Source organism: Streptomyces sp. JB150, from assembly GCF_011193355.1.
In the GTDB taxonomy this organism is placed as follows: domain Bacteria; phylum Actinomycetota; class Actinomycetes; order Streptomycetales; family Streptomycetaceae; genus Streptomyces.
On record NZ_CP049780.1, the window covers coordinates 6094138 to 6106929 of the forward strand.

The following is a 12792-nucleotide window of genomic DNA, read 5'->3' on the forward strand; positions in this document are numbered from 1 at the left end:
GCCAACTACCCGGTCCCCACGATCCTCGGCACGCCGGCCATCCCGGTCGACGTGCTCGGACTCGCCGGCCACCACGCCCCGTACGGGCTGCGCGGAGTCGGCGAGGCCCTCACCCTGTCGTCGGCCCCGGCCGTCCTCGCGGCGATCCGGGACGCGACGGGGCTGGAGCCCAACCGGACGCCGGTCCGCCCCGAGCACCTCACCGGCACCGCGTAGACCCTCCGGGCGGCGCACCGGAACGTCACAACCTCCCCGCGCCGCCCGGAGCACCCCACACGCACCGCACCGCTCGCGGGGCGTGGCACGACTAGCGTGATCGTTCGTCTCGGGCCGTCCCCCGGGTCGTGCGGCCGATGCACCTTCCCAAATCCCGCACGTCGCCGACGGCGACCGGCGGGTGCCCCTTTGAACCTTGGGAGTAGGCCCACATGACCCAGCAGTCGCTTGAGCCGAAGACCGTTGCGGAGGACGCGGGTGAGGGAACCCGCGTCCCGGCCGGACGGTCCTGGCTCGACCGGTACTTCCACATCACCCACAGAGGATCCACGGTCGCGCGTGAGGTGCGCGGCGGCATCACCACCTTCATGGCGATGGCGTACATCCTCCTGCTCAACCCCCTGATCCTGTCCGGCAAGGACGCGGCGGGGAACACGCTCGGCCAGCAGGCCCTCATCACCGCCACCGCGTTCGCGGCGGCCCTCACCACGCTGCTGATGGGTTTCGTCGGCAAGGTGCCCCTGGCGCTCGCCGCGGGTCTCTCCGTCTCCGGAGTCCTCGCCTCCCAGGTCGCCCCGGAGATGACCTGGCCGCAGGCGATGGGCATGTGCGTGATGTACGGCGTCGTCATCATGCTGCTGGTCGTCACCGGCCTGCGCGAGATGATCATGAACGCCATCCCGCTCGCCCTCAAGCACGCCATCACCATGGGCATCGGCCTGTTCGTCGCCCTGATCGGCATGGTCAAGGCCGGTTTCGTGCACGAGAACCCGGACCCCGGCGGCGGCCCGGTCCTCCTGGGCCCCGCCGGTGAACTGTCCGGCTGGCCCGTCCTCCTCTTCGCCCTCACCCTCCTCGCCATCTTCATGCTCCAGGCGCGCGGCATCCCCGGCGCCATCCTCATCGGCATCGTCGGCGGCACGCTGCTGGCCGTGATCCTCAACGGCCTCGGCGTCATCGACCCCAGGCAGTGGGCGAGCGGCGCCCCCGAACTGCACGGCAGCGCCGTCTCGATACCCGACTTCTCACTCTTCGGCGAGGTCGAGTTCGGCGGCTGGGGCGAGGTCGGCGCGATGACCGTCGGCATGATCGTCTTCACCCTGGTGCTCGCCGGCTTCTTCGACGCGATGGCGACCATCATCGGCGTCGGCACCGAGGCCAGGCTCGCCGACGACAAGGGGCGGATGCCGGGCCTGTCCAAGGCGCTGTTCATCGACGGCGCGGGCGGCGCGATCGGCGGCGTCTCCGGCGCCTCCGGCCAGACCGTGTTCGTCGAGTCGGCCACCGGCGTCGGCGAGGGCGCCCGCACCGGCCTGTCCTCCGTGGTCACCGGCCTGTTCTTCGCGGCCTGTCTGTTCTTCACCCCGCTCACGGCGATCGTGCCGGGGGAGGTCGCCGCGGCCGCCCTGGTGGTCATCGGCGCGATGATGATGATGAACGCCCGGCACGTCGACTGGGCCGACCGCGCCACCGCGATCCCGGTCTTCCTCACCATCGTGATCATGCCGTTCACCTACTCCATCACCGCGGGCGTCGCGGCGGGTGTCATCGCGTACGTCGCCATCAAGACCGCCCAGGGCAAGTTCCGCGAGATCGGGCCCTTCATGTGGGCGCTGACGGCGATCTTCGTGGTGTTCTTCGCCCTGAACCCCATCGAAGGCTGGCTGGGCGTCCACTAGCCGTACGCCCCGGCCGTGCCCTTCCCCGCACCCCGCCGGCAGGCGCTCCAGGACGGCCGGCCCGTTCCGGAGCGCTTCGGCGTACAGCGCCGAGGACGCCTTCGCGGTCGGCCCGACCTGCGGCGGCATCATCGACACCCTTCGTCGCCCCCGGTCCGGGCGGACGACCCCGTCCGGCCGGTGGTGGCCGCCGCCGTGACCACCGCCGCGCTGCTGGTGCGCGCCGACGGCTCCCCGACGGCGGCCTCGGCGGCCCCTCCCCGAGCTGGACCGCCCAGCCGCCCGCGAGACGGCCGCCTTCCTGGACGCCGGCCGCACCGGCACCCTGGAGATCGGAGAGCAATGCTCACGGCGTGGAGCGTTGCTCACGGCCTGGAGCATTGCTCACGGTGCGGAGCATCACTCACGGTGCGAGCATCGCTCATGGTATGGAGCACCGCTCACACTGCTGATTGAGTCCGCCGTCCCCGCACCCCGCATGATCATCTTCGATGCCGTCGACTTCGCCGCGGTACTGCCCCGCGTCGGCAAGTTGCTCGGCCCCCACGTCACCGTCTGTGACGCCCGCCCGGTGTTCGCCACCCGGCCCGCTTCCCCGAGGCCGACGGGATCGTCGTCGAGTGGCCCCAACGCGTACCTGCGGCGCACCCCGACCGACGGCCGCACCGTCCTGTGCGTCCTCACCCACGACACCAGGTTCGACGTCCCCCGTGCGGCTCGGCCCCCGAAGCCGTACCGCCCGGTCGCCGTGACCCGCATGGGGGCGGAGGCCGACCCCGCGCCGGGTCACGGCTGCCGCAGCAGCCGGTTCACCGCCCGGCCGAACGTCGTCCGCGCCGCCGCCTCCAGCGGCCGGTCGAACACGGCGGGCAGCAGCCGCACGGCCAGTTCCTCGCGCCACACCACCCGCGCGCGCCCGCCCGGCCCCGGCCGGACCTCCAGCTCCGCCCAGCCGAGCACCACCCGGCCGCGCTTCTCCAGCCGGCAGCGGCCCGGCGTGTCCTCGCCGGGCGGATCCCAGACCGTGACCTCCATCGGATCGTCGAAGAACAGCGGGCCGACGCCCGTGCGGGCCACGAACACCGTCCCGACGCGGTCCGGCGGGGGCGTGCGCACCCGTACGCGCGTGAGCGGGACGGCGTCCGCGTGCCGGGGCCACTCGGTGAGCCGGCGCCAGGCCTCGGGCAGGGGGAGCGGCACGGTGCGCTCCAGGGTGAAGAAGACCACGGGACGATCCTAGGAACCCCGCTCCCGATCGGCGCGCACGCGCGGTCGGAGCCCGCGCCCGCGTTTGATCCGGCGGCACGTTGGCACCCGCTAAAGAGCGGTACGCCGGTACGCCGGTAAGCCGGTACGCGCCAGGGGAGCCGACACGAAAAGGGGGGCCCGCATGACCGCCTACGCCGTGGTGATCCCCACCCTCGTCCGCGCCTCCCTCACCGACTGCCTCGCCGCGCTCGCCGCCTCGATCGGACCGAGACCGGACCGGATCGTCCTCGTCGACGACCGGCCCCAGCCCGAGCCCGGCGCCCTCGACCACCCGCTGCGCGTCCTCGGCGACCTGCGCCCGCGCGCCACCGTGCTCGCCGGAGGAGGCAGGGGCCCCGGCGCGGCCCGCAACACCGGCCTGCGCGCGGTCACCACCCCCTGGGCCGTCTTCCTCGACGAGGGCGTCCAGCCGGGCCCGCACTGGTGTGCCCAGCTCGACCGTGACCTCGCCGCCGGCACCCCCGACATCGCGGGCAGCCAGGGCGTCATCGCCGTACCCCTGCCCGGCGGACGCGCCCCCACCGAAGCCGAACGCGAGACCACCGCGCGGGCCCGCGCCCGCTGGATCGCCGCCGACATGGCCTACCGCACCGACGCCCTGAAGCAGGCCCGCGGCTTCGACGAACGCTTCCACGGCGCCCACCACGCCGACGTCGACCTCGCCCTGCGGCTCCTCGACGCCGGACTGCGCATCCGGCAGGGCCGCCGCACCAGCAGGATGCCCGTGCCGCCGCCCGACCGCTGGGCCTCGCTGCGCGCCCAGCGCCGCCACGCCGACGACGCCCTGATGCGCCGCCTGCACGGCCCCCGCTGGTGGCACCGGGCCGTCGCGCCGTCCGCGCGTCCGACCACGCCGCTCGCGGTCACCGCCACCGGCACCACCGCCTGCGCGCTGGCCGCCGCGGGACGCCGGCAGGCCGCCCTGGCCGCCGGGCTCGGCTGGGCCGCGGGCACCGCCGCGTTCGCCCGGTCCCGTCTCGCGCCCGGCCCGCACACGTCGGACGAGGTGACCACCGTGCTGGTCACCAGCGTGCTCATCCCGCCCGCCGCCACCTGGTACCGGCTGTCCGGACGCTGGCGGCACCGGGCCGCGCGGCCCTGGCGGGAGGTGGCCGTATGACCCGCGTGCGGGCCGTGCTGTTCCACCGCGACCGCGTGCTCCTGCGAGACGCCCCCCGGTCCGCCGACGACGTCCGCCCCGCCCCCGGCGCCGCCGAGACCCTGTGGCAGCTGCGCCGGCACGGCCTGCGCACCGGCGTCGTCACCCGGCGGGGACGGCTCACCGAGACCGAGACGCGCCGCGTCGACACCCGCGTCGACGAACTCCTCGGCCCCTTCGACGTCTGGGCCGTCTGCCCGCACGCCGCCGACGAGGACTGCCGCTGCTACCCACCCGAACCGGCCCTGCTGCTGTGGGCCGCGGGACGGCTGTGCACCGCGCCGGACGCCTGCGTCCTGGTCGGCGAGACCGGCGCCGACGCCGAGGCCGCGCACCGGGCGGGCGCCCGGGCCCTCCTCCTGGGCGACCCGCCGCCGACCGCCGGGGAACGGCCCGCCGCCGCCATCGTCCCCGACATCACGGCGGTCGCCCGGGCACTCGTCCCGGACGGACACGGCGAAGAGGAGAGGCAGGGGTAGACACCGACCGGTCTTCGGTCCTCACCCGTTGCCGGGCGTTCCGGGGTTCCGGGCGTTCCAGGGCTCGTCCGGACGTCAGGCGGCCGAGCCGCCGACCGCGTGCGGGCGGCCGTCGAGCGCGTCCAGCAGTCCATCGGCGCCGTCCCGCTCGCCGCCCGCCGCGAACCGCGCCCGCGCCCGCCGCGCCTCCTCGCGCCCCGGACCGAGGCACCACCGCCACCACCGCTCCAGGCCGTCCGCGTCGGCCCGCTCGGCGGGCAGCAGCGCGGGCCAGCCGCAGGCGCGGGCCTGGGCGGTGACCTTGGCGCCGCCCGCGACCGGGTCGACGGCGATGGCGGGCGTACCGGCCCGCAGGGCCAGCACCAGGCCGTGCAGCCGGTCGGTGACGACCACGTCCAGCCGGGCGAGGACCGCGTCGAGCTGGGCGGGCGTCGCGCACAGCCGCCAGTCGCGGGTGTCCAGCCGGGTCTCCAGCTCCAGCCGGGCGCAGTCCTTCCCGGCCAGCCAGCGCGTCACCCGCTCCGCGACCAGGCCGTGGCGGCGCAGCGGCCCGTACTCGTGCTGCCCGTGGGTGAGGATCACGCCGGCCACGGGCGGGGCGGGCGCGGCCGGGGCACGGGCCGCCAGATCGGGCGTCGGCGCGGCGTCCGGCGCGTCGCGGGCCAGGACCCGGTGGAACCCGGTGACGGCCGGCGAGCCGGGATCGATCACCGACGTGCCCACCGCGATCCGCACACAGTGCGCGAACCGCCGGTGCAGGTCCTCGATCTGCGGGCCGTGCAGGGGGCCGCACACGAACACCAGATGCGAGTACCGCTCGGGCCGTACGTCGTCCAGGTGCGGCGCCCCGGGCCGGAAGCCGCGGCTCCAGACGACGTCGTACGGCCGGCCCGCCCGCCTCAGCGTCTCCTCGACGCGGGCGAGCGCCAGCACGTCCCCGGCGGTCGCCTCCCCGTCCCGGAAGGTGAACCAGCCGGTGAGCAGAATCCGTCGTGGCGCGGTCACGGCGGGCCGAGTGCCCGGCAGGACCGGAGCCCAATCGGACGAAAAGCCCCGTATGACCCGACCCGGCGCCCCGGCCGGCCTCGTGGGCTTCTGCGACGTCAACCGGGGTGCGCGGCGCGGGCGCGGGACGTCCTGGACCTCTGACACACCGCCGCCGCGCACCGGCGGCCGCTGTCACGCCTCCGGCAGTCGCCGTCACGCCTCGCGATGTCCCGGCGGTCGCCGTCACGCCTCCAGGTAGCGCAGCACCGCCAGGATGCGCCGGTTGTAGCCGTCGGCCTGGTTGAGATCCAGCTTGTCGAACACCGCGTTGAGATGCTTCTCCACCGCGCTCTGGGAGATGTGCAGCCGCCCGGCGATCGCCGCGTTGGTGTGCCCCTGGGCCAGTTCCTCCAGCACCCCGCGCTCGCGCGGCGTGAGCCGGGCCAGCGGATCGGTGTGCGTGGTGCGCAGGACCAGCTGCCGCACCACCTCGGGGTCGATCGCGGCCCCGCCCGCGTGGATCCGCTCCAGCGCGTCCAGGAACTCCTCGACCTGCGCGACCCGGTCCTTGAGCAGGTAGCCGACCCGCTCGGCGCTCACGGCCAGCAGCTGGGCCGCGTAGTGGCGTTCGATGTGCTGAGACAGCACCAGCACGCCGACCTCAGGCCACCGCTCGCGGATCTGCAGGGCGGCGCGCAGCCCCTCGTCGGTGTGGGTCGGCGGCATCCGGATGTCGACGACGACGAGGTCCGGCCGGTGCTCCGCCACCGTTTCCACCAGTGTCACGGCGTCACCGAGCGCCGCCACCACCTCGTGGCCCTCGTCGGCGAGCAGCCGCACCAGACCCTCCCGCAGCAGGGTGGAGTCCTCGGCGAGGATCAGGCGCATGGCAGCTCCGCGGTGATGACGGTGGGTCCCCCGAGGGGGCTGTCGACGTGCAGGGTCCCGTCGAGCGCCGCGACCCGGCCGCGCAGCCCGGTCAGCCCGCCGCCGGCCGGGTCCGCGCCGCCCGCGCCGTCGTCCTCGACCCGTACGGTGAGCCGGCCGGCACCGCGCACCACCCGCACCGAGACCGCGGTGGCCGCGGCGTGCTTGACGGCGTTGGTGACGGCCTCGGACACCACGAAGTAGGCGGCCGTCTCCACGGGCCGGGGCAGCGGCCCGCCGGTCTCGCAGCGGATCCGCAGCGGCAGCGGGGAGCGCTCGGCCACCCCGCCCAGCGCCTCGGCGAGACCGAGGCTGTCCAGAGCCGACGGGTAGACGCGCCAGGCCACCTCCCGCAACTCGGTGAGCAGGCCCCGGGACTCCTCGTGCGCCTGGGCCAGCAGGGCGTCGGCGCGTTCGGGGTCGCGGCCGCGGCGGGCCCGGCCGAGCAGCATGGCCAGCGCGACCAGGCGTTGCTGGACCCCGTCGTGCAGATCGCGTTCGATGCGCCGCCGCTCGGCGTCCACCGCCGCCACGACCGCGGCCCGGCTCGCGGCCAGCTCGTCGATCCGCCGTCGCAGCAGCTCCCGCTCCGACGGGCCGAAGCACTCCCGGGCCGACCGGGCGTCGAGCGCGGCCAGCGAGCGCAGCCCCTGGAGGTCGAGGAAGAGCAGCACACCGCCCAGCACCACCTGGGTCAGCAGTTCCTCCCAGCCGACGCCGCCCCGCGCCACCGCGTACGCCAGCAGCCCGGCCAGCCCGGCGCCGAGCCCGAGCAGTCCGATCACCACGGCGGTCAGCAGGCCCGCCGCCGCGCGAAGCGCGACATAGCGCAGGACCTTGTCGTCGGACGCCGCGTAGTGCTCGGGGAAGCGGTCGCCGAAGTACACGGCGCGGCGGGCCCGTTCCAGCGCCGCGAGCCGGCGCACCCCGGCCATCAGCAGACCGAGGGCGTCCGGCCGGGTGCGCGGCCAGAGCAGGAAGGGGCCGAGGACGACTCCGGTGACGAGGAGATGGGCGGCGGCTGCCGGCGCGGTCGCACAGCCGAGCAGCACACCGAGCCAACGACGCGTCGACGCAACGGCGTTGCTCGCGTTCTCGGGCACGGGCCGAGAGCCTAGTGCGGCCCGCCCGGGCCGATCAACGCGGTCGCCTGTCGCGCCGGGCCGGTCGACGAGGTAGCCCTTCGCGTCAGCCGTCGCGCCGGACCGGTCGGCGTCGTCGCCGGCCACCCCGGGGACGCGCGTGTCAGCCGTCGCGCCGGGAAGGTCGGTGCCGTCAGTCATCGTGCCGGTGCCGGGCCGGGGCGCGGCGGCGTCCCTTCAGGCGTACGGTCACGTAGGCGGCCAGCGCCACGGCGGCCAGCACCACAACGGCCTTGCTGAGCAGCCCCACGTACTGGCCCACCACGTCCCAGCGGTCGCCCAGCCAGTAACCGGACAGCACCAGGACGCTGTTCCAGATCAGGCTGCCGATCGTGGTGAGCATGATGAACTGGGGCATCGGCATCCGCTCGACACCGGCCGGCACCGAGATCAGACTGCGGAAGACCGGCACCATCCGGCCCAGCAGGACCGCCTTGGTGCCGTGCCGGGCGAACCACTCCTCGGTGCGCTCCAGATCGGACGTCTTCACCAGCGGCAACCGCTCCCACAGCGCGTACAGCCGGTCGCGGCCCAGCAGCACGCCGATCCAGTACAGGGCGACCGCCCCGACCACCGAACCCAGCGTCGTCCACACCAGCGCCGACGTCAGGCTCAGCACGCCCTGCCCGGCGGCGAAGCCGGTCAGCGGCAGGATGACCTCGCTGGGCAGCGGCGGGAACAGGTTCTCCAGGGCGATGGCCAGGCCTGCTCCGGGGCCGCCCATGGTGTCCACGAGATCGGCGGCCCAGCCCGCGATGCCGTCCGCGGGCTGCTGAGGCGCCGCCAAAGTGTTCTGATGCACGGTGAGGTCTCCAAGCCGGTGGGGGATCGGTCACCCTTTACGGGTGCCCCGACCGGACCAACCTAGAAAATCGCAGTTCAAGTCCGGTATGAGGGGGGCCACCCGATGTGCCGCGGGTCCCCGCACCGCCACCCTGCGGAAAACCGCAGGCGCCTGCCGGGTTGGGGCGGACCGCGGCAGGCGGGAACCGCCGGGGTGCCCGGCGCACTCTTCCTGAGCGGGTCGGAACTGCCGGACCGCGCACAGGTACGGGGGTTGGGATGAGCCGTGTGCTCTATGGCGAGCGGTCGTGGAACCCGCTGGCGCGCACCGTCGAGCTGACCGAGGACGCGCTGCGCAGAGGCGGCCGGGTCACACCGCCGGGCGAGCTGAACCTCGCCGCGATGGCGGAGGCGTTCCGGCGCGGGTACTGGCTCGGCGGCGGCGGGACGGAACGCCCGCTGGGCCACCTGCCCGACGGACCCGGCGTCGTGCCCGTGACCCGCGCCACCGGCACCACCCGGCCGCTGAAGGCGCGCCGGGCCGTGCAGTTCGCCCACGCGCTGGGGGAGTGGGCGGTACGGCGCTGCGGCGGACCCGAGGGGGTGGCCGCGCTGGCGGACCGGGCCCGCGCCGAGGGCGTACCGCTGTGGATCGCCCGCCGGCACGCGCCGGGACCCGCCGGGCCGGTCACGGTCGCCGTCGACCGGAACCTGGTGCGCGTGGACGTGTGGGGCCCGGGCGCCCCCGTCGTACGGCTGCGGGCGCCGTTCGGCTTCCACGGGCACGGCCAAGGGCACGGGTACGGCCACGGGCACGAGCCGTCGAAGGGGCTGCGGCTGACCGTCGGCGACGTCGCGGCGGAGCTGGACCTCGCGCGCGCGAAGCGCAGGTCCAAGCGGCGGGTGGAGGTACGACTGCCCGGCGTGCGCTGGGAGTTGCGGCGGGAGAACGCGCGCAGTTCGCGGCTGCTGCGCGACGAACGGCCCGTCGCCCTCCTGACCCGCCCGCGGGGGCGGCCGGTGCCCGAGCCCGGCAGTGTGCTGGTGCCGCTCACGCCCGTGCGGTACGAGAGTCCCGACCCGCTGGACGCCGTCATGGCGCAGCTCTTCGCCGTCGCCTTCGGGATCGGGGACACCACGGGGGCGGCGCGGTTCCGGGCCGAGCGGCGGCGCCGGACGAACGGCGGGGAGCCGGTCGCCGCCGACGAGTGGTGGGACCGCCCCTGGTTCAGCAACCTCGGCCGGGGAGGCGAGGACAACGAGCCCGGCGGCGCCGACGGCTGGGGCGCGGACGGCGGCGAGGGCGGCGACTCCGGCGGAGGAGACGGCGGAGGCGGTGACGGCGGCGGGGACGGCGGTGGCGGTGGCGGTGGTGGCGACTGACGACGCCCCGCCCCGCCGCCGGACGCCGCTGCTCGGAGGGGGGGTCCGCTGCCGGGCGGGCCGCCGTGCCGGAAGGGGTTGGCCGTCGGGGGGGGGCGGGTCCGCCGTCGGACGGGCCGCTGCTCGGAGGGGATCCGCTGCCGGACGGGCCGCCGTGCGGAGGGGATCCGCCAGCGGCCCGGTCGCCTCCCCGAGGGAGACCACTCACCGACCGGTCCCCTCCCACCGGACATCCCCGCTTACCGGTCCGTCCCCGCAGGGAGTCCGCTGCGCCGCAGCAACCCCCGCGTGATACCTGCCAGTTCGCGCGGCGCCGAGTGATTGAGGGCGTGTCCGGCTCCGGGGACCTCGGCCGGCCGGCCGTCCGGCAGCAGCCGGGTGACCTCCTCGGCCCAGGCGCGCGGCACGATCGGGTCCCGCGACCCGCGGGCCACCACGACGGGGGTGCGCAGATGGCGCAGCTTGCGTTCGACCGGATCGTGCAGCGCGAACCGGTAGGTCGCGAGCGCGCGCCGCAGCCCGCAGTCGGCGTAGCTCGCCACCAGCGCCGGCATCAGCGATGGCCGCTCCGCGGGCGCGTCGGCCAGCAGGCGCAACAGCTGCCGCGGAGTCGTACGGGCGTGGCGGTCGAACGTCGGGCCGATCAGCACCACCGGGCCGACCAGTTCGGGGGAGTGCACCGCGAGGTCCACGACGACCTGGCAGCCGACCGAGTTGGCGACGAGGACCGCGGGCCCTCGGCCGGTGACCCGCATCCAGTCGGCGAGCGCCAGCGACAGCTGCCGTACGTCCAGCGCGCGCGCCGGGCCACGGGTGCGCCCGAACCCTGGCAGGTCGACCGCGACGGTCCGCAGCCGCGGTGCGAGGGCGCGGGCGAACGGCAGCCAGTAACGGTGCGAGCAGCCGAGCCCGTGGACGCACACCACCTCGGGGGCGTCCCGCGGACCGAGGACGGCCGCGTGCACGCGGGTGCCGGCCGCGGCGGTGAACTCGTGCGCGGACCACGCCGACCGCGCCGGCCGCGCGGACCACGCCGGCCGCGCGGACCCTGCCAACCGCGCCGACCCGGCCGACCCCGCGGCCCACACGCTCAACGAGGCACGACCCGTCGCACCACGCCCGCCACCACACCCGCCGTCACGGTCGCGGCGGCCAGCCGGCGCACGGCCGTGCGGCGCCGACCACCCCACCCGCCGTGCGTGGCGCCCGGACCCGGCGCCGGCGCGTGCAGGTTGCCGTGTCCGGCCGGAGCGGTCTCCGTGCGCGACAGATGAGTCTTGTCCACCTGCCGTGCCATCATCCGCTCGACCATGCCGGGCATCATCCGCGACTCCAGCACCATCGACCGGCCCATGGGCCCGACCACGACCTCCCGGCGGGGCGCCCGCACCAGGTCCACGACGGCCCGCGCGACCCGCTCGGGGCTGTAGACCGGGGGCATCGCGACCGGTTTGCGGCCGGTGTGGTTCGCGGCGTGCTCGAACAGCGGGGTGTCGATCGTCGCGGGCAGCACGGTGCACACGTGAATGTGCTTCGCCTTCTCCAGCAGCAGCTCCTGCCGCAGGCTCGCGCCGAGCGCCCGTACGGCGTGCTTGGACATGCCGTAGGCGTGGGTGTACGGCTGGCTGACCACGCCCACGATGGACGAGACGTTCACCAGCGTGCCGCGGCCCTGCTCCCGCATCACCCCCAGCGCGGCGCGGGCACCGTGGACGTAACCCATCACGTTCACGTCGAATACCCGGCGGATGTCCTCCAGGGGAGTTACCTGGAAGGGCCCGAACACGGTGACGGCCGCCGCGTTGACCCACACGTCGACGCGGCCGAACCGCTCCACCGCGCGCCAGGCGAGGTCCTCGACCGCGGCGGCGTCCGTCACGTCGGTCGGTACGGCGAGGGCCTGGGCGCCGCGGTGGCTCTCGCACTCCCGCCGGACCGCCTCCAGCGCCTCCTCGTTCCGTGCGGCGAGGACCACCGGGCAGCCCTTGCGCGCGAAGGCGAGGGCGGTGGCCCGCCCGATACCGCTGGACGCTCCGGTGACGACGACCACGGAATCACGTACACGCATGTCGGCCTCTCCTCGGCGGGCGGCTGGCTGGGTCGCCGGGGCGAGTACCCCCCTCGCGTCCCGGCCACGCGGCGCCTCGGCGGGCCGCCCGCGAATCCGGGCGGCCCGCCTGGCCCGCGTCGGCCAGGTCGGGGGTCCGGTCGCGGTTGGGCCGTCGCGACAGGGGGGTACTCGTGGGCCGGACGAAACCCACGGAGCCTGGGAGGTGAGGGGCGTGACAACCTCTCCGAGGTCGTCGATGGAGACCCATCCCGACATCATCGACATGCGCAACCGCCACGAGATGGCGGAGCGCGCCACCAGCACGCCCAAGGCGCAGGCCATCGAGACGATGGCCCTGCTCACCGGGGTGTACCTGGCGGCCTCCCCGTGGATCGCGGGGTTCAGCAATCTGACGACTCTGGCGGTCACGAACCTGATCGTCGGCATCGCCTACGCCGTGCTCATGAGCGGCGGTTTCGGCCGTGCGTACGAGCGTACGCACAGCATGGCGTGGGCGGCCTGCGCGCTGGGCGCGTGGACCATCATCGCGCCGTGGGTCGTCGCCGGCGACGTCAGCACGACGAGGACGGTCTGGAACAACATCATCGTCGGTGTCATCGCGATGCTGCTGGGCCTGGCGGCCAGCGCGGCCTCCGGTAAGCGGCGGTCGTCGCGGGGTCAGGACCGTACGGCCTGAGCGCAGGACCGCGACACCCGA

General features: G+C 75.2%; 12 protein-coding genes and 2 pseudogenes. 7 read left to right on the plus strand and 7 right to left on the minus strand.

The annotated features are described in order from the left end of the window. Positions 1 to 3 precede the first annotated feature (3 nt). The 3 genes and pseudogenes from G7Z13_RS27885 to G7Z13_RS33835 form a co-directional block, all read left to right on the plus strand. Positions 4 to 216: pseudogene (locus G7Z13_RS27885) on the plus strand (hypothetical protein); the annotation flags it as partial. Positions 217 to 428: 212 nt separating this feature from the next. Next, positions 429 to 1895, plus strand: coding sequence for an NCS2 family permease (locus tag G7Z13_RS27890; protein ID WP_166002975.1), 1467 nt, complete (start codon positions 429 to 431; stop codon positions 1893 to 1895). 207 nt (positions 1896 to 2102) lie between these two features. After that, positions 2103 to 2604 (plus strand): annotated as a pseudogene (locus tag G7Z13_RS33835) (XdhC family protein); the annotation flags it as partial. 77 nt (positions 2605 to 2681) lie between these two features. On the opposite strand, the gene G7Z13_RS27900 reads toward G7Z13_RS33835, so the two are convergent. After that, positions 2682 to 3122, minus strand: a complete 441-nt coding sequence (locus G7Z13_RS27900) for an SRPBCC family protein (RefSeq protein ID WP_166002976.1) — start codon at positions 3120 to 3122, stop codon at positions 2682 to 2684. Between the two features lie 163 nt (positions 3123 to 3285). Between G7Z13_RS27900 and G7Z13_RS27905 the strand changes: the two genes are divergently transcribed. Both G7Z13_RS27905 and G7Z13_RS27910 read left to right on the plus strand, forming a co-directional pair. Further along, complete coding sequence (locus tag G7Z13_RS27905; RefSeq protein WP_166002977.1) at positions 3286 to 4284, plus strand: glycosyltransferase; 999 nt, start codon at positions 3286 to 3288, stop codon at positions 4282 to 4284. Next, positions 4281 to 4802: an HAD-IIIA family hydrolase gene (locus G7Z13_RS27910; protein ID WP_166002978.1), complete on the plus strand. Its 522-nt coding sequence runs from the start codon at positions 4281 to 4283 to the stop codon at positions 4800 to 4802. Before G7Z13_RS27905 ends, G7Z13_RS27910 begins: the two co-directional genes overlap by 4 nt. Positions 4803 to 4877: 75 nt before the next feature. Here G7Z13_RS27910 and G7Z13_RS27915 read toward each other — a convergent pair whose 3' ends face one another. The 4 genes from G7Z13_RS27915 to G7Z13_RS27930 form a co-directional block, all read right to left on the minus strand. After that, the gene (locus tag G7Z13_RS27915) at positions 4878 to 5807 is read right to left on the minus strand and encodes a polysaccharide pyruvyl transferase family protein (RefSeq protein ID WP_240926362.1); all 930 of its coding nucleotides are present in this window, start codon (positions 5805 to 5807) and stop codon (positions 4878 to 4880) included. Between the two features lie 225 nt (positions 5808 to 6032). Next, the gene (locus G7Z13_RS27920; protein ID WP_166002979.1) at positions 6033 to 6677 is read right to left on the minus strand and encodes a response regulator transcription factor; all 645 of its coding nucleotides are present in this window, start codon (positions 6675 to 6677) and stop codon (positions 6033 to 6035) included. Continuing rightward, positions 6668 to 7819 carry a histidine kinase gene (locus G7Z13_RS27925; protein WP_240926363.1) on the minus strand — a complete coding sequence of 384 codons (1152 nt, stop codon included), beginning with the start codon at positions 7817 to 7819 and terminating at the stop codon, positions 6668 to 6670. Before G7Z13_RS27925 ends, G7Z13_RS27920 begins: the two co-directional genes overlap by 10 nt. A 172-nt stretch (positions 7820 to 7991) precedes the next feature. Continuing rightward, positions 7992 to 8660, minus strand: coding sequence for a DedA family protein (locus G7Z13_RS27930; protein ID WP_166002981.1), 669 nt, complete (start codon positions 8658 to 8660; stop codon positions 7992 to 7994). Between the two features lie 260 nt (positions 8661 to 8920). On the opposite strand from G7Z13_RS27930, the gene G7Z13_RS27935 reads away from it, so the two are divergent. Next, positions 8921 to 10024, plus strand: coding sequence for a hypothetical protein (locus tag G7Z13_RS27935; RefSeq protein WP_166002982.1), 1104 nt, complete (start codon positions 8921 to 8923; stop codon positions 10022 to 10024). Between the two features lie 239 nt (positions 10025 to 10263). Here G7Z13_RS27935 and G7Z13_RS27940 read toward each other — a convergent pair whose 3' ends face one another. After that, positions 10264 to 11079: an alpha/beta fold hydrolase gene (locus tag G7Z13_RS27940; protein ID WP_166002983.1), complete on the minus strand. Its 816-nt coding sequence runs from the start codon at positions 11077 to 11079 to the stop codon at positions 10264 to 10266. Positions 11080 to 11114: 35 nt separating this feature from the next. Next, positions 11115 to 12092 (minus strand): SDR family oxidoreductase, encoded by a 978-nt coding sequence (locus G7Z13_RS27945; RefSeq protein WP_166002984.1) that lies wholly within the window; start codon positions 12090 to 12092, stop codon positions 11115 to 11117. Positions 12093 to 12330: 238 nt separating this feature from the next. On the opposite strand from G7Z13_RS27945, the gene G7Z13_RS27950 reads away from it, so the two are divergent. Continuing rightward, a complete protein-coding gene (locus tag G7Z13_RS27950) occupies positions 12331 to 12771 on the plus strand; it encodes an SPW repeat protein (RefSeq protein ID WP_166005351.1) in 441 nt (146 codons plus the stop codon). The last annotated feature ends 21 nt before the right edge of the window (positions 12772 to 12792 follow it).